The 23336-nt window shown below is 67.7% G+C and carries 27 protein-coding genes; 20 read left to right on the plus strand and 7 right to left on the minus strand.

What is annotated here, in order from left to right; translation table 11 throughout:
• The first annotated feature begins 6 nt into the window (after positions 1-6).
• Entirely contained in the window at positions 7-804 is a 798-nt protein-coding gene (locus tag C0481_RS16005) for a DUF72 domain-containing protein (RefSeq protein WP_293405599.1), read from the plus strand.
• Positions 805-878: 74 nt separating this feature from the next.
• Here C0481_RS16005 and C0481_RS16010 read toward each other — a convergent pair whose 3' ends face one another.
• Positions 879-1187 carry a hypothetical protein gene (locus C0481_RS16010; protein WP_183771584.1) on the minus strand — a complete coding sequence of 103 codons (309 nt, stop codon included), beginning with the start codon at positions 1185-1187 and terminating at the stop codon, positions 879-881.
• Positions 1188-1425: 238 nt separating this feature from the next.
• Here C0481_RS16010 and C0481_RS16015 point away from each other — a divergent pair, with 238 nt between their 5' ends.
• The 16 genes from C0481_RS16015 to C0481_RS16090 all read left to right on the plus strand — a co-directional run bounded on the left by C0481_RS16015 (position 1426) and on the right by C0481_RS16090 (position 16080).
• Entirely contained in the window at positions 1426-3360 is a 1935-nt protein-coding gene (locus C0481_RS16015; protein WP_293405602.1) for a methyl-accepting chemotaxis protein, read from the plus strand.
• Between the two features lie 143 nt (positions 3361-3503).
• Positions 3504-3827 (plus strand): DUF1330 domain-containing protein, encoded by a 324-nt coding sequence (locus tag C0481_RS16020; RefSeq protein ID WP_293405604.1) that lies wholly within the window; start codon positions 3504-3506, stop codon positions 3825-3827.
• Between the two features lie 75 nt (positions 3828-3902).
• Complete coding sequence (locus C0481_RS16025; RefSeq protein ID WP_293405606.1) at positions 3903-4820, plus strand: SDR family oxidoreductase; 918 nt, start codon at positions 3903-3905, stop codon at positions 4818-4820.
• Between the two features lie 118 nt (positions 4821-4938).
• Positions 4939-5562 (plus strand): TetR/AcrR family transcriptional regulator, encoded by a 624-nt coding sequence (locus tag C0481_RS16030; protein WP_293405608.1) that lies wholly within the window; start codon positions 4939-4941, stop codon positions 5560-5562.
• Positions 5563-5567: 5 nt separating this feature from the next.
• Positions 5568-6620 carry an alpha/beta hydrolase gene (locus C0481_RS16035; protein WP_293405610.1) on the plus strand — a complete coding sequence of 351 codons (1053 nt, stop codon included), beginning with the start codon at positions 5568-5570 and terminating at the stop codon, positions 6618-6620.
• Positions 6601-7578, plus strand: a complete 978-nt coding sequence (locus C0481_RS16040; RefSeq protein ID WP_293405612.1) for an NADPH:quinone oxidoreductase family protein — start codon at positions 6601-6603, stop codon at positions 7576-7578. The genes C0481_RS16035 and C0481_RS16040 overlap by 20 nt, the downstream gene beginning before the upstream one ends.
• A 16-nt stretch (positions 7579-7594) precedes the next feature.
• A complete protein-coding gene (gene map, locus C0481_RS16045) occupies positions 7595-8344 on the plus strand; it encodes a type I methionyl aminopeptidase (protein WP_293405615.1) in 750 nt (249 codons plus the stop codon).
• A gap of 76 nt (positions 8345-8420) precedes the next feature.
• Complete coding sequence (gene rpmH, locus C0481_RS16050; RefSeq protein ID WP_056017364.1) at positions 8421-8555, plus strand: 50S ribosomal protein L34; 135 nt, start codon at positions 8421-8423, stop codon at positions 8553-8555.
• Between the two features lie 34 nt (positions 8556-8589).
• Entirely contained in the window at positions 8590-8988 is a 399-nt protein-coding gene (gene rnpA / locus C0481_RS16055) for a ribonuclease P protein component (RefSeq protein ID WP_293405620.1), read from the plus strand.
• 12 nt (positions 8989-9000) lie between these two features.
• Complete coding sequence (gene yidC, locus C0481_RS16060; RefSeq protein WP_293405622.1) at positions 9001-10809, plus strand: membrane protein insertase YidC; 1809 nt, start codon at positions 9001-9003, stop codon at positions 10807-10809.
• Positions 10806-11456: a ribosome biogenesis GTP-binding protein YihA/YsxC gene (gene yihA, locus C0481_RS16065; RefSeq protein ID WP_293405624.1), complete on the plus strand. Its 651-nt coding sequence runs from the start codon at positions 10806-10808 to the stop codon at positions 11454-11456. The genes yidC and yihA overlap by 4 nt, the downstream gene beginning before the upstream one ends.
• 98 nt (positions 11457-11554) lie before the next feature.
• Complete coding sequence (locus tag C0481_RS16070) at positions 11555-12697, plus strand: acyl-CoA dehydrogenase family protein (protein WP_293405626.1); 1143 nt, start codon at positions 11555-11557, stop codon at positions 12695-12697.
• A 137-nt stretch (positions 12698-12834) separates the two neighbouring features.
• Positions 12835-13749 (plus strand): acetylglutamate kinase, encoded by a 915-nt coding sequence (argB, locus tag C0481_RS16075; protein ID WP_293405628.1) that lies wholly within the window; start codon positions 12835-12837, stop codon positions 13747-13749.
• Positions 13746-14408 carry a pyrimidine 5'-nucleotidase gene (locus C0481_RS16080; RefSeq protein ID WP_293405629.1) on the plus strand — a complete coding sequence of 221 codons (663 nt, stop codon included), beginning with the start codon at positions 13746-13748 and terminating at the stop codon, positions 14406-14408. The genes argB and C0481_RS16080 overlap by 4 nt, the downstream gene beginning before the upstream one ends.
• Positions 14408-15238: a 2,3,4,5-tetrahydropyridine-2,6-dicarboxylate N-succinyltransferase gene (gene dapD, locus C0481_RS16085; protein ID WP_293405630.1), complete on the plus strand. Its 831-nt coding sequence runs from the start codon at positions 14408-14410 to the stop codon at positions 15236-15238. Before C0481_RS16080 ends, dapD begins: the two co-directional genes overlap by 1 nt.
• A 344-nt stretch (positions 15239-15582) precedes the next feature.
• On the plus strand, positions 15583-16080 hold the full coding sequence (locus tag C0481_RS16090; RefSeq protein ID WP_293405631.1) for a hypothetical protein: 498 nt from the start codon (positions 15583-15585) through the stop codon (positions 16078-16080).
• Positions 16081-16090: 10 nt separating this feature from the next.
• Here C0481_RS16090 and C0481_RS16095 read toward each other — a convergent pair whose 3' ends face one another.
• Positions 16091-16522, minus strand: a complete 432-nt coding sequence (locus C0481_RS16095; RefSeq protein WP_293405632.1) for a hypothetical protein — start codon at positions 16520-16522, stop codon at positions 16091-16093.
• Between the two features lie 386 nt (positions 16523-16908).
• Here C0481_RS16095 and dapE point away from each other — a divergent pair, with 386 nt between their 5' ends.
• Positions 16909-18060 (plus strand): succinyl-diaminopimelate desuccinylase, encoded by a 1152-nt coding sequence (dapE, locus tag C0481_RS16100; RefSeq protein ID WP_293405780.1) that lies wholly within the window; start codon positions 16909-16911, stop codon positions 18058-18060.
• A 130-nt stretch (positions 18061-18190) separates the two neighbouring features.
• Here dapE and truA read toward each other — a convergent pair whose 3' ends face one another.
• Complete coding sequence (gene truA / locus C0481_RS16105) at positions 18191-18928, minus strand: tRNA pseudouridine(38-40) synthase TruA (RefSeq protein ID WP_293405633.1); 738 nt, start codon at positions 18926-18928, stop codon at positions 18191-18193.
• Positions 18928-19854 (minus strand): methionyl-tRNA formyltransferase, encoded by a 927-nt coding sequence (gene fmt / locus C0481_RS16110; RefSeq protein WP_293405634.1) that lies wholly within the window; start codon positions 19852-19854, stop codon positions 18928-18930. Before fmt ends, truA begins: the two co-directional genes overlap by 1 nt.
• Positions 19855-19942: 88 nt before the next feature.
• On the opposite strand from fmt, the gene C0481_RS16115 reads away from it, so the two are divergent.
• Together C0481_RS16115 and C0481_RS16120 are read left to right on the plus strand one after the other, a co-directional pair.
• Entirely contained in the window at positions 19943-20284 is a 342-nt protein-coding gene (locus tag C0481_RS16115; RefSeq protein ID WP_293405635.1) for a hypothetical protein, read from the plus strand.
• A 57-nt stretch (positions 20285-20341) separates the two neighbouring features.
• Complete coding sequence (locus tag C0481_RS16120) at positions 20342-20740, plus strand: DUF1801 domain-containing protein (protein WP_293405636.1); 399 nt, start codon at positions 20342-20344, stop codon at positions 20738-20740.
• Here the strand turns inward: C0481_RS16120 and C0481_RS16125 are convergent.
• From C0481_RS16125 to C0481_RS16135, 3 genes are read right to left on the minus strand one after another with little or no spacing between them, the layout of a single operon-like run.
• Positions 20737-21492, minus strand: coding sequence for a GNAT family N-acetyltransferase (locus C0481_RS16125; protein ID WP_293405638.1), 756 nt, complete (start codon positions 21490-21492; stop codon positions 20737-20739). The two genes, C0481_RS16120 and C0481_RS16125, sit on opposite strands and share 4 nt — an antisense overlap.
• A gap of 23 nt (positions 21493-21515) precedes the next feature.
• Positions 21516-22025, minus strand: a complete 510-nt coding sequence (gene def, locus C0481_RS16130) for a peptide deformylase (protein WP_293405639.1) — start codon at positions 22023-22025, stop codon at positions 21516-21518.
• A gap of 15 nt (positions 22026-22040) precedes the next feature.
• Positions 22041-23312: a DNA recombination protein RmuC gene (locus tag C0481_RS16135; RefSeq protein ID WP_293405640.1), complete on the minus strand. Its 1272-nt coding sequence runs from the start codon at positions 23310-23312 to the stop codon at positions 22041-22043.
• Positions 23313-23336 lie beyond the last annotated feature (24 nt).

Raw genomic sequence — 23336 nt, forward strand, 5'->3', positions numbered from 1 at the left:
AACGAGATGGCGCAGGCAGGTCAGATCCGGGCCGGCATCGGGGGCTGGACCTTCGAACCGTGGCGCGGGGTCTTCTATCCGCAAGGCCTCAAGCACGCCGACGAACTGGCCTACGCCAGTCGCCATCTCACCGCGCTGGAGATCAACTCCACCTACTATTCGAGCCAAAAGCCCGAGACCTTCGCCAAGTGGGCGGCCGCCACCCCGGACGGCTTTGTCTTCACGGTGAAGGCCTCGCGGTTCTGCACCAACCGCCGGGTGCTGGCCGAGGCCGGCGAGTCGGTGGGCAAATTCCTGAACCAGGGGATCGTCGAACTGGGCGACCGGCTCGGTCCGATCCTCTGGCAGTTCATGCCGACCAAGAAGTTCGACGAGGCCGACTTCGGCGGGTTCCTCGACCTGCTGCCCACGACCCAGAACGGCCTGAAGCTGCGGCATTGCGTGGAGGTCCGCCATGCCAGCTTCGTCGATCCGAAGTTCGTGAAGATGTGCCGCGATCGCAACGTGGCGATCTGCGTCTCGGAGAACGAGAACTACCCGCTGATCTCCGACATCACCGCAGACTTCGTCTATTCGCGGCTGCTGATGGGCTCGGACGAGATCGAAACCGGCTATGTCGCCGAAGATCTGGACGTCTGGGCCGAACGCTTCGGCGAATACTCGAAGGGGCGCGTGCCCGGCGACCTCAAGCCGATCGACCGCACCGGCCCGGCGGAAGGCCCGCACGAAACCTTCGTGTTCTTCATTCACGAAGGAAAGGTCCGCGCTCCAGCCGCGGCGCAAGAACTGCTGAAGCGGGTCTAGCCCCATAACGCAAAACGCCCCCGGCCTAAGCCGAGGGCGTGATCTGCAAGAATGCGAATTCTTGGTGCGGCTGCTTACGCGCCGCCGGGGAAGCGCATCGGAACCTTCACGGTGCCGGTCTTCGAACCCATGGGCAGAGCATCGGCCACGCACAGGGCGGCCTTGTCGAAGCCCTTACCAGCCTTGCTGTCTTCCAGGACCTTGCAGCCCGACAGCTTGCCAGCCGTCGCATTGCACTCGAGCATCACCACAGCCGCGTCGCGGGTGTTGGCGTGCTTGGTCAGGCACTTCGACATGCTTTCTTGGAAGTCAGCCGCAGCCGACGCGCCGGCAAACGCCAGGCAGAGGGCGACACCGCCGCCGATTTTGATGAGATTCTTCATGGCCCCACTCCTTTCTAGATAACGGACGCAGGCCCTGTATGGGGCATTCAGGTTAAAAGAATCTGATGGCCGAGAATTAGATTTGGTTAATCTCAAGTAAATTCGACAATCACAATTGTCGTGTCTTTATATCTATTGCGCACGTGAAGTCGGGGAAATGCGGAATTCCAGTGACGTTTGGTTAGCAACCTCCCGTCATTGTGAAGCTAAGGATACTACCTAGTCGGGGGAAACTTAGGTGAAGCGCTTTCGGCTCGTCGACCTGCCGCTGATCGCGAAGATCGGCTTTGCGCCTGCTTTCGCACTGGTAATGCTGGCCCTGACGGCCGGCGGCGCCGTCATCATCCAACGCGGTCAAGCGGCCGACCTGAAGCAGGTCGTGCATACCGACCTGCCCAACAGCCTGCGCCTGCAGAAGGTTTCGGAGCGCATTACTGCGGTCCATGGTCAGCTCTACTTCCTGCTGACCCACCAGGCCGCCTCGATCGACACCGACAAGATTGAGGGCGCGAGCCAGGAGCTGCTGGCCGAGGTCGACGCGATCACCAAGGAAGTCCAGGCGATGGAGGCCAAGGCCCCCGCCTCGCAGAAGAAATCCTTCCAGGACCTGATCAAGGCCCTCAAGGGCACCCGCGACGCGCTGGACGTTATCGCGGCGATGATCACCACCGACTTCAGCACCGCTGCCGGTTTTGCTGCTCCGTTCGAGCAGGAATACACGAACATGACCGGCATGCTGAACAAGATCGTCGCGGCCAACAACGCGATGACTGACGCCAACGCCAAGGCCAGCGAGAACCGCTCAGAGGCCGCGCAGATGATCCAGATGGTCGCCGCCGTCGCCACTCTGCTGATCGCCGGCGCCCTGGCCTGGGCCCTGACCATGATGCTGCGCCGCGACGTCAAGCAGATCGCCGGCGCCACCGAGGCCCTGGCCCGCGGCGACACTTCCATCGACCTCGACAAGCTGGGCCGCAAGGACGAGCTCGGGGCAATCGTTTCGTCGCTGACCGTCTTCCGCGACAACCAGCTGCACCTCGAGAAACTGCGCGTCGAGCACGAGCAGACCGAGGCCGCCGCCGAAATCACCCGCCGCCAGAACGCCGACGCCGCCGCAGCCATCGCCGAGGAGCAGGCCATGGTGGTCAACTCGCTGGCCCGCGGGCTCGACAGCCTGGCCGCCGGCGACCTGACCTATCGCCTGAACGCCGAATTCCCGGGCGACTACCGCAAGCTGCGCGACGACTTCAACGCCGCCTCGGCCAAGCTGGAAGAAGCCATGAGCGCCATCGCCGGCGCCACCGCCTCGATCCAGTCGGGCGCGGGCGAAATCAGCACCTCGGCCGACGACCTGTCGCGCCGCACAGAGCATCAGGCCGCGACCCTGGAAGAGACCGCCGCGGCGCTGGACGAGATCACCGCCACCGTCAACAAGACCTCGGAAGGCGCCAGCCACGGCCGCGAAGCCGTCGCCGCCGCCAAGACCGACGCCGAAGAAGGCGGCCTGGTCGTCGGCCGCGCCATCGAGGCCATGGGCCAGATCGAAAGCTCGGCCAAGCAGATCAGCCAGATCATCGGCGTCATCGACGAGATCGCCTTCCAGACCAACCTCCTGGCCTTGAACGCCGGCGTCGAAGCCGCCCGCGCCGGGGAAGCTGGCCGTGGCTTCGCGGTCGTCGCCTCCGAAGTGCGGGCCCTGGCCCAGCGCTCGGCCGAGGCGGCCAAGGAGATCAAGACCCTGATCAGCGCCTCCAGCCAGCAGGTCGCCTCGGGCGTGAGCCTGGTCGGCGAAACCGGTAAGGCGCTGGAGCGCATCGTCCGCCAGGTCGGTGAGATCTCCAACGTCGTCGGCGAGATCGCCGCGAGCGCCAAGGAAGAAGCCCTCGGCCTCGGCCAGGTGAACACCGCCGTCAACCAGATGGATCAGGTCACCCAGCAGAACGCCGCCATGGTCGAGCAGTCCACCGCCGCCAGCCGGGTGCTGGCCGACGAGGCGCAGGAACTGGCCCGTCTGGTCGCCCGCTTCCGCGTCACCGGCGGCGGCGTGCAGACCGCCACCCGCACGGTCAGCGCCCCGCGCGCCCATCAGCCTGCGTCGCGCCCGGCCACCCGCGGGGCCACGGCCCTGGCCACGGCCGCGCACGCCGACGAGGACAGCTGGGAAGAATTCTAAGGATAAGAAGACGTCCAGGAACCGAGGGGTCGCCGCGAGGCGGCCCCTTTTTCTTTGCGCCAGCGCGTTACCCGGCAGGTAATCGATCTGGGGCTTGGGGCGGAGCACGGTCGCAGAACTAAACACCCTGACCAGAGGCTCCCATGTCCGCATACGCCATCGCCCACTTGCGCAACGTCGTGCCTGGCGAACCCATCGCCCAGTACCTTCACGAGATCGACTCCACGCTCGCCCCCTTCGGCGGCAAGTTCCGCATCCACGGCGGCCAGGCCGAGGTGCTGGAAGGCGACTGGTCGGGCGACCTGATCATGATCGAGTTCGCCGATCGCCAGAGCGCGCGCGCTTGGTACGCCTCGCCCGCCTACCAACAGATCCTGCCCCTGCGGACCGGCTCCTCGCAGGGCGACGTCATTTTCCTCGACGGCGTGCCCGACGATCACCGCGCGACCGACGTGCTGGAGGCCTGACCGCGCGGCCGATCACGCGCTTGACCGACGCGGCGTCAGGCCGGGCGCAGTTCCCCCATCACGGGAGGAAACGCCATGGCCCAGTTCACCGCGGACGACCTGATGTTCAAGCCGGGTCTGATGACCGGCGAGCGGATCCTGATCACCGGCGGCGGCACCGGCCTGGGCAAGGTGATGGCTGAGGCGCTGCTGATGCTGGGCGCCGAAGTCTACATCTGCGGCCGCCGCGGCGGGGTGGTCGAGGCGACCGCGCAGGAGCTGATGGCCGCGCACGGCGGCAAGTGCGTCGGCCTGGCCTGCGACATCCGCGTGCCCGAAGCGATCAACGAGATGCTGGACGTCATCTGGGCCGACGGCGGGGCGCTGAGCGGCCTGGTCAACAACGCCGCCGGCAACTTCATCAGCCGCACCCAGGACCTGTCGCCGCGCGGCTTCGACGCCATCGCCAACATCGTGTTCCGCGGCTCGTTCTTCGTCACCCTGGAGTGTGGCAAGCGCTGGATCGCCGAAGGCCGCCGCGCCTCGGTGATCTCGATCCTGACCACCTGGATCTGGAACGGCGGGCCGTTCACGGTGCCCTCGGCGATGTCCAAGGCTGGCATCGCCACCATGAGCCAGTCGCTGGCGGTCGAATGGGGCCAGCACGGCATCCGCTTCAACAACATCGCCCCCGGCCCCTTCCCGACTGAGGGCATGAGCGCCCGCCTCAACCCCAGCCAAGGTGAAGAGACAGGCGGGGCCTATTCCGACATGAGCGGCAATCCGATGGGCCGGGTCGGCGACATGCGCGAGCTGGCCAACCTGGCCGTCTATCTGCTGCACCCGCTGTCGGCCTATGTGAACGGTCAGACCATCGCCATCGACGGGGCGGCGTGGCAGGCCTCCGGCGGCAACTTCTCGCGGCTGACCGGCTGGGGCGAGACCGAATGGACGGCCGCGCGGGAGGCGATCCAGGCGACCAACGCCAAGGACCGCGCGGCCCGGACGGTCTGAGCATGGTTTCCCGGCGCAGATGGTCGGTTAGTCCGAGTCCGGAGTGTTTCTCCAGCTTGGCTTCCGGCCCGCCCTGGACGTAATATGACGGGCGTCACCTTTCCGAGTCAGGCCTGAGATGTCCGAAGTCGCCTATCTTCCCACCGGCAAGCGCGAGCTGACCAAGGTCGCAAACCGGCAGGCCATCCTCGACGCCGCCCGCAAAGTGTTCGGCGAGCTCGGCTACGAAACCGCGACGGTGCGCGACATCATCCGCGGCACCGGACTGGCTGCGGGCACCTTCTACAACTACTTCAAATCCAAGGACGAAGTTTACCTGGCCCTGGCCAGCGAGGGCGCACGGCAGTTCGCGCCGCTGCTGAAGGCGCACCGGGCGCAGTCGGCTGGCTGGGAAGAGTTCCTGAACGCCGCCATCGAGGCCTATTTCCTGTTCCTGGCCGACGCGCACAAGAGCTGGCTCAGCCAGCGCCCGCCCGGCGAAACCCAGCCCCACGTCCACGGCGAAACGCCGGAGATGGCGGCCGTCTTCAACGAGGTCCGCGAGGCCATCGTCGAGGAGATGGCCAACGGCGGCGCGCCGGTCACCGACCCCGACTACCTGGCCGCCGCCTGCATCGCAGTCGCCCGCGACGTCGGCGAGAAGATGCTGGCCCGCCGTCCGATCGACACCAAGGGCGCGACCGCTTTCGCGGTGGCGATGATCCAGGGCGGACTGAAGGGCCTGCAGCAGGCGGAGGGCTGATCAGGGTGGCGAACGTCCAGCGCGCCTTTGCTCGAACCCTGCTGTCGCTGCCATCTCCGATCCTGCGCCTGATGTCCGGGGGCGCGGCCGTCTATCGCGGCGGCCGCACGCTGGACCCGCGTTTCCAGTTCATGGCCGCCCAGGCCGCGCGCGTGCCCGCCATGAGCGCCCTGTCGCCCGAGGAGGCCCGCCGCACCACCGCCGAGGGCGGCAAGGTCTATGGCGGACGCCCGGAGCCGGGCGTCCGCGCCGAACCGCTGACCATCCCGTCGGCCGAGCGCGAGATACCCGCGCGCCTCTACCGGCCCGAGCAGCAGGATCCGGCCGCGCCGGCCATCGTCTTCGCGCACTTCGGCGGCGGAGTGATCGGCGACCTGGAGACCAGCCACGCCTTCTGCGGCATCCTGGCCAAGGTGGCCCGCGCGCCGGTCGTGTCGGTCGAATACCGCCTGGCGCCCGAGCACCGCTTCCCGGCCGGCCTGGAGGACGTGCTGGCCGCCTATCGCCATGTCCGCGACAACGCCGCCCGGTTCGGCGCGCCGGCCGGCCAGGCGATGATTGGCGGCGATTCCATGGGCGGCAACTTCGCCGCCGTGGTCTGCCAGGAGCTGGCCCGAACCGGCGAGCCGCAACCTGCGCTGCAGCTGCTGATCTATCCGTGCGTCGACGTCGCCAGCCAGAGCGCCTCGATGACCACCTATGCCGAGGCCTTTCCGCTGTCGCGGGCGATGATGGACTGGTTCATGGGCCACTATATGGGCCCCGACGCCGACCCGGCCGATCCGCGGCTGTCGCCGATCCGTCAGGAGCATCTGGCCGGACTGGCGCCGGCGGTCGTGGTCACCGCCGGCTTCGACCCGCTGGTCGACCAGGGCGAGGCCTACGCCCGGCGCCTGCGCGCCGCGGGCGTGCCGGTGCTCTATCGCTGCTATGACGCCATGGCCCACGGCTTCACCGCCTTCACCGGCGTAGTGCCGTGCGCCGACGTGGCGTGTCGGGAGATTGCGGGCCTGGTCCGCGAGGGTCTGGAGGGACGTATTGCGCGCGCTGCTGGTTGAGGAACTGAAGCCCGAGTACGGCGGCTGCGTCCTGAAGGAAATCGACACCCCGGCCCCCGGTCCGGGCGAAGTGCAGATCAAGGTGCGGGCGGCGGCGGTGAACTTCCCCGACCTGCTGCAGACCCGCGGCGAGTACCAGCACAAGCCGCCCCTGCCGTTCATTCCCGGCATGGAGATCGCCGGCGAGGTCAGCGCCCTGGGCGAAGGCGTCGACCAGTTCCAGATCGGCGAGGCCGTGGTCGGCGGGGCGCGTATCGGCGGCTTCTCGGAATACGCGGTCACGCCGGCCGCGGGCCTGCGGCGCAAGCCCGAGGGCCTGTCGTTCAGCCAGGCCGCCGGCTACGCCACCGCCTATCTGACCGCCTATGTCTCGCTGGTGCGCCGCGCGGCGGTGCAGCCCGGCGAATGGGTGCTGGTGCATGGCGCGGCCGGCGGCGTCGGCCTGGCGGCGGTGGATCTCGCCAAGCACCTGGGCTGCAAGGTCATCGCCGCCTCGGCGTCGGACGACAAGCTGGCCATCGTACAACGCGAGTACCAGCCGGACGCGGTGGTGAACGTCAGCGGCGGCTTCCGCGAGAAGGTCAAGGAGATCACCGGCGGGCGCGGGGCGAACGTGATCTACGATCCGGTCGGCGGCGACGTGTTCGACGAGAGCACCCGCTGCATCGCCTTCGACGGCCGCCTGCTGGTGGTCGGCTTCGCCTCGGGCCGGCTGCCGGTGCTGCCGGTGAATATGGCCCTGATCAAGGGCTTCTCGGTGATGGGCGTGCGGGCCGGCGAGTACGGCCGCCAGTTCCCCGAGAAGGGCCGCGAGAACCAGGCTGCGATCTGGGACCTGGCCGCCAAGATGAAGCCGCGGGTCGACCAGGAGTATCCGCTCAGCGACTGGCGCGCGGCCTTCGACTCGCTGGCCGACCGCAAAGTAGTGGGCAAGACCATCGTCAGGCCGGACCTCTGACCTATATAGTCGGGTCATGACCGTCGAACACGAACACGAACTCGAGGGCCTGAAGGCCGCCGGCCGGCTAGTGGCGCGGACCCTTGAGGCCATGGGCAAGGCGTTGGAGCCGGGGATCACCACCCGAGAGCTCGACCAGATCGGCCGCCAGATGCTGGAGCTGGAGGGCGCGCGCTCGGCCCCAGAGCTGACCTACAACTTCCCGGGCGCGACCTGCATCTCGGTCGCCCCCGACTGCGCCCACGGCATTCCCGACGACCGCCGCATCGAGGCCGGGACCTTGGTCAACATCGACGTCTCGGCGGAGCTCAACGGCTTCTTCGGCGACACCGGGGCCAGCTTCGCGGTGCCGCCGGTCAAGCCGCACATCGATCGGCTGTGCCGCGACGGCCGCCGCGCCATGTGGTCGGGGATCCGCGCCGTGCGCCCAGGGGCCAAGCTCAACGAGGTCGGCAAGGCCATCCAGACCTTCGCCGACAAGAACGGCTATTCGCTGGTCACCAACCTGGCCAGCCACGGCGTCGGGCGCTCGCTGCACGACGAGCCGGCCGAGATCCCGACCTGGTGGGAGCCGAACGACCGGCGCCGGATCCACGAGGGTCTGGTGTTCACCATCGAACCGTTCCTGTCGCTCGGCGCCGACTGGGTCGAGGAGGGCGACGACGGCTGGACGCTGACCCCGCCGGGCCACGAACCGACCGTCCAGTACGAACATACGCTGGTCGCAACCCGGCGCGGACCGGTAATCCTGACCTTGGCGGCCTGAAAATACAGGAGAAGGTTGACTCCTCTCCTCGCCTCCCTTAGGAACCGCCGCTCAATTTTATACCGGAGTTGATCTCGTGAAGCGGACTTTCCAACCGTCCCGACTGGTGCGTGCACGCCGTCACGGTTTCCGCGCGCGCATGGCGACGAAGAACGGCGCCAAGATCGTGGCTCGCCGTCGCGCCAAGGGCCGCAAGCGCCTGACCGCCTAAGACGCATCCGCGTCTTAGAGCCTAAGGTGTCGGCATGACCGACGCCCCTAAAGTCATCGAACGCATCCAGAAGCGCTCGGACTTTCTCGCCGCCGCGCGGGCGTCTTCGTACGCCAAAGGCGCGGTGGTGATGCAGGCCCGTGACCGGGCCGACGATTCCCCTGTCATTCGGGTCGGCTTCACAGCCACCCGCAAGATCGGCGGCGCCGTCGTGCGCAACCGCGCCAAGCGGCGCATGCGCGCCGCCGCACAGGCGATTTTGCCGCAACTCGGCAAGCCCGGCTTTGACTATGTTTTGATCGCTCGCAACGGCGCGCCCACCCGGGCGTGGCCGCGTTTGCTTGACGATGTGAAAACCGCGCTGATAAGCCTCGCGGCCGAAAGCGACAGCCCGTCCCGCGCCTCGCAGCGCGCCCCATCTTCCTCCGCCTGAGCGCGCGTCCCCATGCAAGAGAACAACAACCGCAACACGATCATCTTCGTGGTCAGCGCGGTTCTGATCCTGATCGCCTACCAGTTCTTCGTGCTGGATCCGGCCGCCAAGAAGCGCAGCGCCGAAGCCGCACGCCAGAAGGCGGCGGCCGCCGAGGTGCAGGCCGCCTCGGGCGTCGCCGCCCCGAGCGCGCCCGGCGCCAAGCCTGGCCCGGTCGTCGTCTCGCGGCAGGACGCGGCCGCGGCCAGCGCGCGGGCGCCGATCGCCACCCCGGCCCTGACCGGCTCGGTCTCGCTGCGCGGCGCGCGGATCGACGACCTGTTCCTGAATAACTACCGCGTGGCCGTGGCCAAGAACTCGCCGCCGGTCGAGCTGCTGCGCCCCGAGGGCGCCAAGCACGCCTTCTTCGCCGAGTTCGGCTGGACCGGAGCCAACCTGCCCGGCCTGCCGAACGCCGAGACCGTCTGGCAGGTGGTCGAAGGCTCGACCCTCGCCCCCGGCAAGCCGCTGGTGCTGCGCACCTCGAACGGCGAAGGGCTGACCTTCACGCGCAAGATCGAGGTCGACGACAAGTTCATGTTCACGGTGACCGACACCGTGGCCAACACCGGCGCCGGCTCGGTGACCTTGGCGCCCTACGCCTCGGTCCAGCGCCAGGGCGTCCCGGCCGACCTTGGCCGCAACCAGATCGTCCACGAAGGCGCGATCGGCTGGCTGGGCGGCGAGCTGCGCCAGCTGAAGTACGCCAAGTGGCTGAAGGAAGGCGGACTGAACGTCTCGTCCGTCGGCGGCTGGACCGGCATCACCGACAAGTACTGGCTGACCGCGCTGATCCCCGATCAGAAGGAACACATCCAGAGCCAGTACCGGGTGACCAAGTCGCTCGCCGCCGACATCTATGAAGCCAACTACGTCGGCCGCCCGCATATCATCCCGGCCGGCAAGCAGGTCACCGAGGTCACCCGCCTGTTCGCCGGCGCCAAGACCGTGCCGCTGCTGAAGGAATACGAGACCAAGCTCGGCGTGCCGCACCTGGACATGGCCGTGGACTGGGGGAACTTCTGGTTCATCACCCGGCCGATGTTCATGTTCCTGGACTTCATCTTCCAGAAGGTCGGCAACTTCGGGATCGCCATCCTGCTGCTGACCGTGGCCGTGAAGCTGATCTTCTTCCCGCTGGCCAACAAGAGCTACGAGTCGCTGACCAAGATGAAGAAGGTGCAGCCTCAGGTCGAAGCGCTGCGCGCCAAATTCAAGGAAGACCCGGCCAAGCAGCAGCAGGAGCTGATGGCCCTGTACCAGCGCGAGAAGATCAATCCGCTGACCGGCTGTCTGCCGATGCTGGTGCAGATCCCGGTCTTCTACGGCCTCTACAAGGTGCTGACCGTCACCATCGAAATGCGCCACGCCCCGTTCTTCGGCTGGATCCAGGACCTCTCGGCCAAGGACCCGCTGACCATCTGGAACCTTTTCGGCCTGATCCCCTACAATCCGGCCAATGTGCCGGTGATCGGCGCGGTCCTGAACTCGGACCTGCTGCACCTGGGCCCGATGGCGCTGCTCTACGGCGTGACCATGTACCTCTCGACGGCGATGAACCCGCCGCAGCCTGATCCGGTCCAGCAGAAGATCTTCCAGTTCATGCCGATCATGTTCACGTTCATCATGGCCCCGTTCGCGGTCGGCCTGCTGATCTACTGGACCTGGTCCAACGTGCTGACGATCCTGCAGCAGTACGTGATCATGCGCCGCTTCAAGGTCGACAACCCGATCGACCAGATCATCGCCAAGGTCACCGGCAAGCCCAGGGAAGTCGGGTGAGCCAGGACCCGCTCTTCACCGAGGACGAACTGGAGGCCGCGCGGGTTCTGTTCGCGCGGCAGGCCAGCTTCCTGATGGGGGCGGTCTCCGTTGACGGCCTGCCGCCCGGCGACCTGCCCGAGGTCGCGTTTGCGGGACGCTCCAACGTCGGCAAGTCCTCGCTGATCAACGCATTGGTCGGCCACAAGGGCCTGGCCCGCGCCTCCAACGAGCCGGGCCGCACCCGCGAGCTGAACTTCTTCGTGCTGGACGCGCGGCTGCGGCTGGTCGACCTGCCCGGCTACGGCTGGGCCAAGGCCTCGAAGGTCGAGGTCAAGAAATTCCAGAACCTGGGCCGCGACTTCCTGCGCGGCCGCGCCAATCTCAAGCGCGCCTACCTGCTGATCGACGCCCGTCACGGCCTGAAGGCGGTGGACGAAGAGCCGATGGCCGCCTTCGACAAGGCGGCGGTCTCCTACCAGATCATCCTGACCAAGGCCGACAAGCTTAAAGCCGCCGAGGTCGAGGCCGTGCGCCTGCGCACCGAGGCGGCGATCATCAAGCGCCCGGCGGCGTACCCGCGCGTGCTGGCCACGTCGTCGGAAAAGGGCGGCGGCATTCCCGAACTGCGGGCCGAGATCATGTCGGCCTGCGAGATCACGCTCTAGGCCCGGAAGACCCATCGCCGCGCTGACGCGGGGTCAGTCTTTGCGGGCCTCAGCGTCCATGGAACAACGGCGGGAAGGAAACTCCCAGGACCGCCACCATGCTCTCCACCGCCGGCCGCACGGCCTATGACGCCGACCTCGACCTGTTCCGCGACCAGGTGCGCAAGTTCTTCGACAAAGAGCTCTATCCGCACCTCGACCGCTGGGAAGAGGAAGGCATCGTCGATCGCGAGTTCTGGAAGGCCTATGGCGCAGCAGGCCTGCTCTGCCCGCAGGTCCCGGCCGAGTACGGCGGGCTCGGCCTCGACTACCGCTACAACGCGGTGATCGGCGAGGAGCTGTCCTATGCCGGCTCGTCGGCCGGGGTGACCCTGCAGTCGGACATCACCGTCGACTACATCATCAACTACGGCTCCGAAGAGCTGAAGCAGCGGCTGCTGCCAGGCATGGTCTCGGGCGAGATCATCACCGCCATCGCCATGACCGAGCCGGGCACCGGGTCGGACCTGCAGGGCGTGAAGACCACCGCCATCCGCGACGGCAACCACTACGTTCTCAACGGCAGCAAGACCTACATCACCAACGGCCAGAACGCCGACGTGGTGATCGTGGTCGCCAAGACCGATCCGAGTCTGGGCTCGAAGGGCATCTCGCTGATCCTGGTCGAGCGTGGAACCGCGGGCTTCGAGCGCGGCCGCAACCTCGACAAGGTCGGCCAGAACTCGGCCGACACCTCCGAGCTGTTCTTCAACGACGTGCGCGTGCCGATCACCAACTGCCTGGGCGAAGAAGGCCGCGGCTTCGCTTACCTCATGAACCAGCTGGCCCAGGAGCGACTGCAGATCGCCGTCGCCGGACAGGCCGGCGCCCAGCGCGCCTTTGACGAGGCGGTGAAGTTCACCAAGGAGCGTAAGGCCTTCGGGCAGTCGATCTTCGACTTCCAGCACACCCGCTTCACGCTGGCCGCCCTGAAGGCCAAGCTGCAGGCCGGCTGGGCCCATCTGGACTGGGCGATCGCCCGCCACGTGGCCGGCAAGCTCGACGCCGCGGAGGCCTCGGCGGCCAAGCTGTTCCACACCGAGCTGCAGTGGGAAGCCTGCGACATCGCCCTGCAGCTGCACGGCGGCGCCGGCTACATGAACGAGTATCCGATCGCCCGCCTGTGGCGCGACGCCCGCGTCCAGCGGATCTATGGCGGCACCTCGGAGATCATGAAGGAAGTTGTCGCCCGGTCGATCTGAGGCCTGCACGCGCCCCGCGTCGCCACAGGCGGTGACAGGGGGCCTGAGGTCCGCTATCGGAGCCCCCAACAGCGCGCGAGCCATCGCGCCTGGCTTTGTGTGGTGGAGCCTCAGGCGGCTCCTGGAGGGTTCCGACCTTGACCGACGACGCCGAAGAACAGGGCTGGGCCACCGCCAAGACCCTCGCCGAGGCCCTGCCCTACATCCAGATCTACGACCGCGAGGTCGTGACGATCAAATACGGCGGCCACGCCATGGGCGAGGAGAGCGTCGCCAAGCTGTTCGCGGCCGACGCAGTGCTGCTGAAGATGCTGGGCGTGCACCCTGTCGTGGTCCACGGCGGCGGCCCGCAGATCTCGCGCATGCTCGACAAGGCCGGGGTCAAGTCGACCTTCATCGACGGCCTGCGGGTGACCGACGAGGCGACCATGGAAGTCGCCGAGATGGTGCTGTCGGGCGCCATCAACAAAGAGATCGCGAACTGGATCACCCTGGCGGGCGCTGAGGCCGACGTGCGCGGCGTGGGCCTGTCGGGCAAGGACGCCCGGCTGATCACCGTCGAGAAGGCGGTCCGCACCAAGAAGGACCCCGACAGCCAGATCGAACAGGTCGTCGACCTGGGCTTTGTCGGCGAGCCGACCCGCATCGACCCGAAGCTGATCGAGGCGCTGATCTACGCCGAGGAAGACTACATCCCCGTGGTCGCGCCGATCGGCGTGTCCAAGCAGGGCGAGACCTACAACATCAACGCCGACACCGTGGCCGGCGCCCTGGCCGGGGCGCTGAACGCCAAACGCATGCTGCTGCTGACCGACGTGCGCGGCGTGCTGGACAAGAACGGCGAGTTGATCCGCCAGATGACGCTGGCCGAAGCGCGCGAGGCGATCGCCTCGGGCGTCGCCACCGGCGGCATGATCCCCAAGCTGGAAACCGCGATCGCCGCGGTCGAGTCCGGCGTCGAGGCCGTGGTCATCCTGGACGGCCGCCGTCCGCACGCCATGCTGACCGAGCTCTTCACGGAACACGGCTCGGGCACGCTTATCCGCGCATGACAGCGGACCTGACGCATATCGACACCTGGCTATTCGACCTGGACAACACCCTCTACCCTGAGGAGTCCGGGTTCATGCAGGGCGTCGAGAGCCGCATGACCGACTTCGTGGCCAAGGTCACGGGGTTGGAACATGACGCCGCCTACAGCCTGCAGAAGCACTATCTGGCCGAACACGGCCTGACGCTGAAGGGGTTGATGCTGCACCACGGCGTCGATCCCGCCGACTTCCACGCCCTGTTCCACGACCTGTCGCTGGACCTGCTGGCCAAGGATCCCGACCTGGTCGCCGCCATCGCCCGGCTGCCGGGCAGGCGGCTGATCTTCACCAACGCCGACGATAAGCACGCTGAGCGGGTGCTGGCGCACCTGAACCTGCGCGGCCTGTTCGACGACGTGTTCCACATCCACTCGTTCGGCTTTGCGCCCAAGCCCGACCCGCTGGGCTTCCAGCGGATGATCGACGCCCACGGCCTGACGCCGGCCACCACCGCCTTCTTCGAGGACTCCGAGCGCAACCTGCATCCGGCCGCGGACCTGGGCATGACCACCGTGCTGGTCGGCTCGCGCGCGCTCGCCTCGACCGCCTCCTTTGTCCACCACCGCACCGAGAAGTTGACGCCGTTCCTGAGTTCGGCGCGTCTGAAGGAAACCGCCTGATGTCCGACGACCTGAAGTCCGTGATCGAAGCCGCCTGGGAAGCCCGCGACGGCGTCAACACCAGCACCAAGGGCCAGGTCCGCGAAGCGGTGGAAGAAACCCTGACCCGCCTCGACAACGGCACGCTGCGCGTCGCCTCGCGCGGTGAGGACGGCGTGTGGACCACCCACCAGTGGGCCAAGCAGGCGATCCTGCTGTCCTTCCGCCTGAACGCCAACCAGCTGATCGACGAGGGCGCGCCGCATCCGTACTGGGACAAGATCCCCCTGAAGTTCTCGGGCTGGGACGCCGCCAAGTTCGAGGCCGCCGGCTTCCGCGCTGTGCCCGGCTGCGTCGTGCGCCGCGGCGCCTACATCGCCAAGGGCGTGATCATGACGCCGTCGTTCGTGAACATCGGCGCCTATGTCGACGAAGGCACGATGGTCGACACCTGGGCCACCGTCGGCTCCTGCGCTCAAATCGGCAAGAACGTCCACCTGTCGGGCGGCGCCGGCATCGGCGGCGTGCTGGAGCCGCTGCAGGCCAATCCGACGATCATCGAAGACAACTGCTTCATCGGCGCGCGCTCGGAAGTGGCCGAAGGCGTGATCGTGCGGGAAGGCAGCGTGCTGTCGATGGGCACCTTCATCACCTCGACCACCCGCATCGTCGATCGCAAGACCGGCGAAGTGTTCATGGGCGAGGTCCCGCCCTACTCGGTGATCATGCCCGGCTCGATGCCGAGCCCGTTCGGCGAGAACCTGCCCTCGATCAACTGCGCGGTCATCGTCAAGACCGTCGATGAACGCACCCGCTCCAAGACCTCGATCAACGAGCTGCTTCGCGACTGATTCTCTTGGTGATTCGCCCCGCACGCACGTGCAGGGCCGCTCTTCACACGCCCCGGCCGCGCCTATGCGGGCCGGGGCGTTTCATTTTGGGTCAGGCCAGCGCCCTCATCCACAGGAAAAGGCCCCGAGATTGGGCCTAATGCGCAATTAACTATAGCATTCGCTTCTCGCGATACTTCGCCAAAGCTAGCTTCTCCAGTGACGCGAGCATCAGAAAGCAGAGATCATCAATATCCTTAACGCGACACGCGGCGAGTTCGGAGCCCGTTGTTATTACAGGATATTGAATTTTGCCGGAGATGACTGGGGTCGACTGAAATTAACCTTAATGGAGCGCCCGAACCATGAGCCAAGCGCTATCCATCGCCGCCGTCGAAGCCTTCTCAGACGATCTGCCGACTGAGCGCTCCGACCACGAAACCGCCAACTGGACCGAGCCCGCATCCGGCTATCTGGAGCAGGACGCCATGCGGTTCTTCTACCGCTGGGGCGGCCACCTCTCAGCGACCCTGATCAAGATCCGCTCGCGCTTCGACGGCGATCTCGACCAGTACCTGCTCTACCTGGTCTTCCTGCTGGCCGAGATGTCGGAGTCGCTGCCGCGCGGGCCGCGCCCGCCGCCGACCTTCCGCCGACGGCGCGGCCTCAACGCCCTTAGTCTGGCCGACATCACCCAGATCCCGCGCGAAACGACGCGGCGCAAGCTGCTGGCCCTGGTCGAGCGCGGTCTGCTGGTGCGCGAACCGGACGGCCTATTCACCCTCGGCGAAGGCTACGACGTCGACCAGTTCTTCACGGACCTCAAGCCGCTGTTCTGGGACGCGGTGCGGACGGAGCGCTGACCGCGCCCCCCTATTCGAGATCGTCCAGCCGGCGCCACAGCCTGCGGATCGCGAGGGCGCGAAGCGCCGCGTCCTCGCTCTCGAGCGGCTCCATGCCCAACTTCTCGAGGCAATCGTTCAGCGCCAGCGGCTCGCGGCGCGACAGGCCGATGCCCTTGCGCCGAGCCACCGCCTGGAACCGCCGCCAAGCGCACTCGGCGCCGCTCGCCGCGGCCAGCGAGCCCTGGGGCAGCAGGCCGCCCTGCAGAACCCGATGAAACGCCACCAAGGTCGCCCCCCGGCAAAGCTTCATGGCCAGGCCAGTGAAGGCCGCCTCCTCCATCGGATCGACGGAAAGGTCCTCGCTGCAAACGCCGCCGTAGAGCGCCGTGGCGCCGCTCGACCGAACGAAGGCGCTGAGCACCACGTTGCCCCGATCATCGACGAAGGCGTACTGCAACACATGCTGGCGACTGTCGGCGGCGACCGATCGAACCGCAAAATAGATGTGATCGCTGGCCGAGACCTGATGCTCCGCCTTGGGCGTGAATATATGGGGCGGTAGTTGCGTCCCTCGAACGCTTCCTCCGCGCTCAAGAATATCGATGATGTCTCCAACATTCTCTGCAGACGCCAACGACGCTTTTTGCTTGAAAAAGTTGAACATCGTTCGCCGTCTCCGTGAGCGGATAAGGCATAATTCTTGAAGGGGCGTCCCAGGTCGATACAGTTACTTCCCATATCGGGTGGGTAAGCTTTCATTAAGCTACCCATTCTGAGCGCGGCGACTTGACGCCCGCGCGACTCAACACCATTGCCCCGCGCGACGCTCGCCGCTACCAGCGAACCATGCCGCAGCTCGATCCCGTCGCCCTGACCCAGGAACTCATCCGCCGCCCGTCGGTGACACCCGCCGACGAGGGCGCCATGGACATCGTCCAGCGCACGCTGGAGGGCCTGGGCTTTTCCTGCCGGCGCATGAAGTTCGGCGAGATCGAGAACCTCTACGCCCGCTACGGAACCGCCAGCCCGAACCTCTGCTTCGCCGGCCACACCGACGTGGTGCCGGTGGGCGACGCCGCGGCCTGGAGCCGCCAGGCCTTCGCCGCCGAGATCGTCGACGGCATGCTGATCGGCCGCGGGGCCGTGGACATGAAGAGCGCGGTCGCCGCCTTCGCCGCCGCCGCCGCCAAGGCCATCGCCGCCGGCCAGGTGACCGGCTCGCTCTCGTTCCTGATCACCGGCGACGAGGAAGGCGTGGCGACCCACGGCACCAAGATGGTCGTCGAAGCGCTGGCCGCAGAGGGCGAGGTCATCGACCATTGCGTGGTCGGCGAGCCGTCCAGCGCCGAGACCTTCGGCGACATGATCAAGATCGGCCGCCGCGGCTCCATCAACACCTGGATCACCGTCGACGGCCGCCAGGGGCACGTGGCCTATCCGCATCGCGCGGCCAATCCGATCCCGGTGCTGATCGACCTGCTGGGTCGGCTGCAGAACCACGTGCTGGACGAGGGCTATACCGGCTTCCAGCCTTCCAACCTGGAAGTGACCACGATCGACGTCGGGAACGCCGCCACCAACGTCATTCCGGCCCAGGCCAAGGCGCGGCTGAACATCCGCTTCAATCCGGCCCACAAGGGCGCTGAGCTCGCGGCCTGGATCGAGGCCGAGGCCGCCAAGTCGCGCGAGGGCTTTGCCGGGACCATCACCGTGGAGCCGGTGATCAGCGGCGAGGCGTTCCTGACCGAGCCCGGCGCGTTCACCGACGTTGTCGCGGCGGCGGTTCAGGACGTGGCCGGCGCGGCGCCCGACCTGTCGACCACGGGCGGCACCTCCGACGCCCGCTTCATCCGCGCCCTCTGTCCGGTGGTCGAGCTGGGCCTGGTGGGCAAGACCATGCACGCGGTCGACGAGCGCGCGCCGGTGCAGGAGATCCACGACCTGCAGAAGGTCTATGAGCGGCTGATCGAGCGGTACTTCGCGGCGTTCTCGGCTTAGGCCGCCCTCGCTTCGCTCGCCCTCACCCTCCCCTCTCCCGCAGGCGGGAGAGGGACGCACCTAGAGAGGCTTTGCAACATGGACTCCCTCTCCCTCGGGAGAGGGATGGGGTGAGGGGCCGGCGAAGCCGCTAGTACTGCACGCCGGTCAGGTAGAGCCCATCGGCCGGAGCCACCGGACCGCAGGCCTTACGGTCGCGCGCCTCCAGCGCGGCGCGGACGTCGTCGTGCGCCCAGCGGCCGACGCCGACTTCGGCCAAGGTGCCGGTCATCGAGCGGACCTGGCGGTGCAGGAACGAGCGCGAGGCGAACTCCAGCAGCACATACTCGCCCTCGCGCCAGGCGCGGGCCACGTCCAGCGTCTTCATCGGCGACTTCGCCTGGCACTGCATGTGGCGGAAAGTGGTGAAGTCGTAGTGGCCGATCAGCTGGCGGGCGGCGGCGTCCATGGCGGCGGCGTCCAGCGGCTTCTTCACGTGCCAGACCCGGCCTTGGTCGAGGGCGGGCGGGCTCTTGCGGTTGAGAATGCGGTAGATGTAGCGCCGCTCGGTCGCCGAAAACCGCGCGTGCCAATCGCCGACGGCGACCTCCACGTCGAGCACGGCGATCGGCTCGGGCACGAGATAGGCGTTCATCGCATCGCGCACGACCTCGGGCCGCCACTCCTTGGCGAGGTCAATGTGGATCACCTGGCCGGTCGCATGGACGCCGGTGTCAGTTCGGCCGGCCGCCTGCAGGCGCAGGGTCTCGCCGCTGAACGACTTCACCGCGCGCTCGATCGACCCCTGGACCGACGGCAGCTCGTCCTGGGCCTGGAAGCCCTTGTAGGGGCGGCCGTCGTACTCGATGGTCAGTTTGTAGCGCGGCATCAGGTGAGCTCGGTCCCGGCCGCCACCGGCGCGCCGCGCAGGAAGGTCTCGGCGTCCTGCGGACCCTTGCCCTCGCGCTGGACGCGCAACAGCCGCACCGCGCCCTCGCCGCAGGCGACCAGCAGGGCGTCGTCCAGGACCTGGCCCGGCGCGCCCTGCCCGTCCTCGAGGCGCGAGAGCAGCGCCTTGACCCGCACCGGCCCCTTGTCGGTCGGCAGTTCGAACCAGGCGCCCGGGAACGGCGAGAGACCGCGGATCTTGCGATCGACCTCGGCGGCCGGTTTGTCCCAGCGCAGGCGCGCCTCCTTGGGACGGATCTTCTTGGCGTAGGTCTCGCCCTCGGCCGCCTGCGGGACCGCCTTGGCCTCGCCGCGCTCGACGGCGGCCATGGTTCGCGCCAGCAGCTCGGCGCCGACCACGGCCAGGCGGTCATGCAGCGTCGAGGCGGTCTCCAGCGCATCGATGCGCACGGTCTCGGAGGCCAGCACCGGACCTTCATCCAGCCCCTCGGTCATCTGCATGACCTCGACGCCGGTGACCTGGTCGCCAGCCATGATCGCCCGCTGGATCGGGGCGGCGCCGCGCCAGCGCGGCAGCAGCGAAGCGTGCAGGTTGAAACAGCCGAGCCGCGGGGCGTCGAGCACGGCGGCGGGCAGGATCTGGCCGAACGCCACCACCACGCCGGCGTCGATCTGGAGAGCGGCGAAGGCCTCGATCTCCGCGGGGTCGCGCATCGAAACCGGCGTGCGGACCGGAATGCCGCGGTCCTGCGCGTAGGCGTGAACCGGCGAGGGCTTCAGCGTCTGGCCGCGGCCGCGCGGCGCAGGAGGCTGGGAATAGACGCAGACGACCTCGTGCCCGGCCTCGACCAGGGCGGCGAGGGCGGCGACGGCGAAGTCAGGCGTTCCGAGAAAAGCGATGCGCATCAGGGGCGTGTAACGCCGGTGGCGGAATTTAGGAACCTCATGCAAGCTCCGCCGTTGTGAGATGCACTCGGGAAGGGAGAACCAATCTATGCGCAATATCATGATCGTCGCCCTGGTCGCTTCGGGCCTCGCGCTTTCGGCTTGCTCGCAGGCCACCCAGGACCAGGCCAAGGCCACGGCCGATCAGGCCGCCGCCGACGCCAAGGCCGCGACCGACCAGGCTGCGGCTGACGCCAAGGCCGCCGCCGACAAGGCCGCCGCCGAGGCTCAGGCCGCGGCCGGAACCGTCGCCGCCGACACCAAGGCCGCCGCGGCGGACGCCAGCGTCGCCGCTAAGGACGCGGCCGCCGACGCCAAGGCCGCCGCCACTGGCGTGGCTAAGGACGCCAAGGCCGCGGTCCACGACGCCACGGCGCCGGAAAAGCACTAACGGCCTCGCGCCTGTCTGGGCCCCGGCTCGGGCAGGCGCGACCGTTTGGCGCGCGCGATGCAGCAGCCCAGCGACATCGAGGCGCGGCTGAATCGCCATCCAGAGCCGACGCGGTCGGCGTTGAAGCGCCTGCGCCGCCTGATCCTCGACACCGCCGCGGTGACGCCCGGAGTCGAGGCGATCGAAGAGGCGCTGCGCTGGGGCCAGCCCAGCTATCTGACCAAGACCGGCGGCACCATCCGCATCGACGGCCGGGGCGGCTCGCAGTACGCCCTCTACGTGCATTGCCAGACCGACCTGCTGGCCAGCTTCCGCGACCTCTATGGAGACGCGCTCACCTATGACGGCAAGCGGGCGCTGATCTTCGACGCCGCGACGCCGCTGAATGAAGACGTGGTCGCCCACTGCATCGCGCTGGCGCTTACCTATCACTCACGCAAGCGTCGCGGGGCTTAGGCGCGAAGGACCCAAGTGGTCTCCCGAACCGCTGGCGCAAAGCCCAAACGCTCCAGGATCGGCCGGCTGGTGTCGCGGGCCTCGATGCTCAGATAGCGCAAGCCTCGCGCCTTGGCCTCCGCCGCCCGCACGGCCACCAGGGCGCGGTAGAGACCCTGGCCACGATGGGCCGGGGCCACGCCCCCGCCGAACAGCAGACCGAAGGCCCGACCCTCGGCCATCTCCAGCCGAGCCGACGCCACGGGCCGCCCCTGCACATAGGCGACGAAGAGGGCGAGGTCGGGATCGTCGAGGCGGTCCCTGAAGGCGTCTCTCTGCCAGGGCTCTTCCTGGCCGAAAGCCTCGCCGTTCGCCCGAACGAAGTCGTCGAGATCGTCGATGCTGCGCACGCGCCGGACCTCGACGCCGTCCACGGGCGCTGGGAGGCACTCCTGCTCCAGGTCGAAGAACATCAACGTGCCGGAGAGATCCGGCTCAAAACCCTCGTCAGCCAGGCAGGCCGATAGGTTGGACGGTTGGTCGTGATCGTAGACCCGCCACAGCAGTTCCTCGCTGCGAGTTCGGAAGCGCGTCGCACAGTCCCGCACGGCGGCCGGCGCCGTGTCGGCGGACAGATCCCACCACGAGACGTAGTTGAAGCCGCCCGTCAGCAGAACGAGCGGGCCTGCGCGCCGCACCTGCGTGCCAGGGGCAGCCACCGGGCTGACGCGCACATCGGCGTCAAAGAGGGCGAGAACTCGGTCGAGGTCCATCGGTGTGAACCTCAATGGTGAAGTCAGGCCGCGCGGGCCTGCTTCTTGACCTTGGCGACAGCGCGGTCGCGCTTCAGACGCGACAGGTGGTCGATGAACAGCACGCCTTCCAGGTGGTCCATCTCGTGCTGGATGCAGACCGCGAACAGGCCGTCGGCGTCCTCGATCACTTCCTCGCCCTGATAGTTCAGGTACTTCAGCTTCACGCGCGCCGGGCGCTCGACCTCGTCGTAGATGTCCGGGATCGAAAGGCAGCCCTCTTCGTAGGGCGCGGTGTCCTCGGAGCTCCAGACGATTTCCGGATTCACGAAGTAGCGCGGCGCCTTCTCGTCGTCGGGGCCGGAGATGTCCATGACGATCACGCGCTTGGGCACGCCGATCTGGATCGCGGCCAGGCCGATGCCCGGGGCGTCGTACATCGTCTCCAGCATGTCATCCATCAACGCGCGCAACTCATCGTCGACCTTGGCGACGGGCTGGGAGACGAGCTTGAGGACCGGATTCGGAACGACGAGAATTTCGCGGATAGCCATAAAAACGCAGGTAGGTCAGCGTCCCTTCGCCGTCAAGGCGGCGACGCGTCCGGTGTCGGCGAGGTCGGGATCGGCGGCGAGCTTGGCCAACGGGCGGATTCCGGTCTCCACCGGCGCCAGTTCCGGCAGTTCCTTGCCCTCGTGGTCGACCTTCAGGTCTTCGAAGCGGCGGGCCTGGGTCAGCACCTGGGTCTCCAGCGAACCGACGAACTGGTTGTAGCGGCTGACCGCCGCCTCCAGCGCCTTGCCGACCGAGCCGGCGTGCGCGCCCATCACCGAGATCCGCTTGTAGAGCTCGCGGCCCAGCTTGGAGATCTCCTGGGCGTTGGCCGCCTGCTCCTCGACCCGCCAGCCGTAGACCACCGCCTTGCAGAGCGCGAACAGCGTGGTCGGCGTCACCACCAAGACCCGGCGGTCCATGGCCTCGGTCATCAGCTCGGGCGCGCGCTCCAGCGCGGCGGCCAGGAAACTGTCGCCGGGGATGAACATGGCGACGAAGTCGGGCGAGCCCTGATTGAACTGGTCCCAGTAGGCCTTGGCCGACAGGCCCTGCATGTGTGCACGCACGCTCTGGGCGTGGCGCAGATAGGCCGCCTCGCGGCTGGCCTCGTCGGGCGCGTCCTGCGCCTCAAGGAAGGCGTTCAACGAGCACTTGGCGTCGATCACGAACACCGCCCCGCCCGGCAGCCGCACGGTGACGTCAGGACGGCGGCGGCCTTCCTCGCTGTCGGTCGAGGTCTGTTCGTCGAAGTCGTAGCGATTGTGCAGGCCGGCGGCTTCCAACACGTTGCGCAGGGTCTGCTCGCCCCAGCGGCCCTGCACCCCGGCCCCGCGACGCAGCGCCGCAGACAGTTTGCGCGCCTCGGCCTGGGTGGCGGTCGAGGCCTGCAGCAATTGGCTGATCTGCTCCTTCAGGCCGCCGGTCTCTTCGGCGCGGGTCTTCTCGACCGCGACCACCTGCTCCTGGAACTTGGCCAGGGTCTCAGCCACCGGCTTCAGCTGCGCCTCGAGCCGCGCCTGGGCGAGCTGCTCTCTATTATGGAAGGTCTCGTCGGCGCGCTTCATCACCTGCTCGGCGATGGCTGCGGCGGCCTGGGCCTGCAGAAAGGCGGTGTTCTTGGCCTCCTGCTCTTCCAGCAGCCGCAGGCGGACCGCCGCGTCCTGCAGCTCGGACGCCCTAGCCTCGGCCCGGTTGGCGCGGCCGCGCTCCATAAGCGCCCAGGCCAACGCGGGAATGGCCGCCAGCAAGGCGGCGAGGACGGCGAGCAGGAGGGAGTCCAGGTTCATGCTCCGTTCCTATACGGAGTCGGA

The sequence above is a fragment of the Phenylobacterium sp. genome (assembly GCF_013822795.1).
Taxonomy (GTDB): Bacteria; Pseudomonadota; Alphaproteobacteria; order Caulobacterales; family Caulobacteraceae; genus Phenylobacterium.

Coding starts and splice junctions, on each gene's coding strand:
- fmt (WP_293405634.1), bottom strand. CDS start 19,854: ATGCGCATCGCTTTTCTCGGAACGCCTGACTTCGCCGTCGCCGCCCTC.
- C0481_RS16070 (WP_293405626.1), top strand. CDS start 11,555: ATGCTCTCCACCGCCGGCCGCACGGCCTATGACGCCGACCTCGACCTG.
- C0481_RS16005 (WP_293405599.1), top strand. CDS start 7: ATGGCGCAGGCAGGTCAGATCCGGGCCGGCATCGGGGGCTGGACCTTC.
- map (WP_293405615.1), top strand. CDS start 7,595: ATGACCGTCGAACACGAACACGAACTCGAGGGCCTGAAGGCCGCCGGC.
- C0481_RS16020 (WP_293405604.1), top strand. CDS start 3,504: ATGTCCGCATACGCCATCGCCCACTTGCGCAACGTCGTGCCTGGCGAA.
- C0481_RS16080 (WP_293405629.1), top strand. CDS start 13,746: ATGACAGCGGACCTGACGCATATCGACACCTGGCTATTCGACCTGGAC.
- C0481_RS16090 (WP_293405631.1), top strand. CDS start 15,583: ATGAGCCAAGCGCTATCCATCGCCGCCGTCGAAGCCTTCTCAGACGAT.
- yidC (WP_293405622.1), top strand. CDS start 9,001: ATGCAAGAGAACAACAACCGCAACACGATCATCTTCGTGGTCAGCGCG.
- C0481_RS16115 (WP_293405635.1), top strand. CDS start 19,943: ATGCGCAATATCATGATCGTCGCCCTGGTCGCTTCGGGCCTCGCGCTT.
- C0481_RS16125 (WP_293405638.1), bottom strand. CDS start 21,492: ATGGACCTCGACCGAGTTCTCGCCCTCTTTGACGCCGATGTGCGCGTC.
- dapE (WP_293405780.1), top strand. CDS start 16,909: ATGCCGCAGCTCGATCCCGTCGCCCTGACCCAGGAACTCATCCGCCGC.
- C0481_RS16135 (WP_293405640.1), bottom strand. CDS start 23,312: ATGAACCTGGACTCCCTCCTGCTCGCCGTCCTCGCCGCCTTGCTGGCG.
- def (WP_293405639.1), bottom strand. CDS start 22,025: ATGGCTATCCGCGAAATTCTCGTCGTTCCGAATCCGGTCCTCAAGCTC.
- dapD (WP_293405630.1), top strand. CDS start 14,408: ATGTCCGACGACCTGAAGTCCGTGATCGAAGCCGCCTGGGAAGCCCGC.
- C0481_RS16030 (WP_293405608.1), top strand. CDS start 4,939: ATGTCCGAAGTCGCCTATCTTCCCACCGGCAAGCGCGAGCTGACCAAG.
- truA (WP_293405633.1), bottom strand. CDS start 18,928: ATGCCGCGCTACAAACTGACCATCGAGTACGACGGCCGCCCCTACAAG.
- C0481_RS16010 (WP_183771584.1), bottom strand. CDS start 1,187: ATGAAGAATCTCATCAAAATCGGCGGCGGTGTCGCCCTCTGCCTGGCG.
- C0481_RS16120 (WP_293405636.1), top strand. CDS start 20,342: ATGCAGCAGCCCAGCGACATCGAGGCGCGGCTGAATCGCCATCCAGAG.
- rnpA (WP_293405620.1), top strand. CDS start 8,590: ATGACCGACGCCCCTAAAGTCATCGAACGCATCCAGAAGCGCTCGGAC.
- C0481_RS16025 (WP_293405606.1), top strand. CDS start 3,903: ATGGCCCAGTTCACCGCGGACGACCTGATGTTCAAGCCGGGTCTGATG.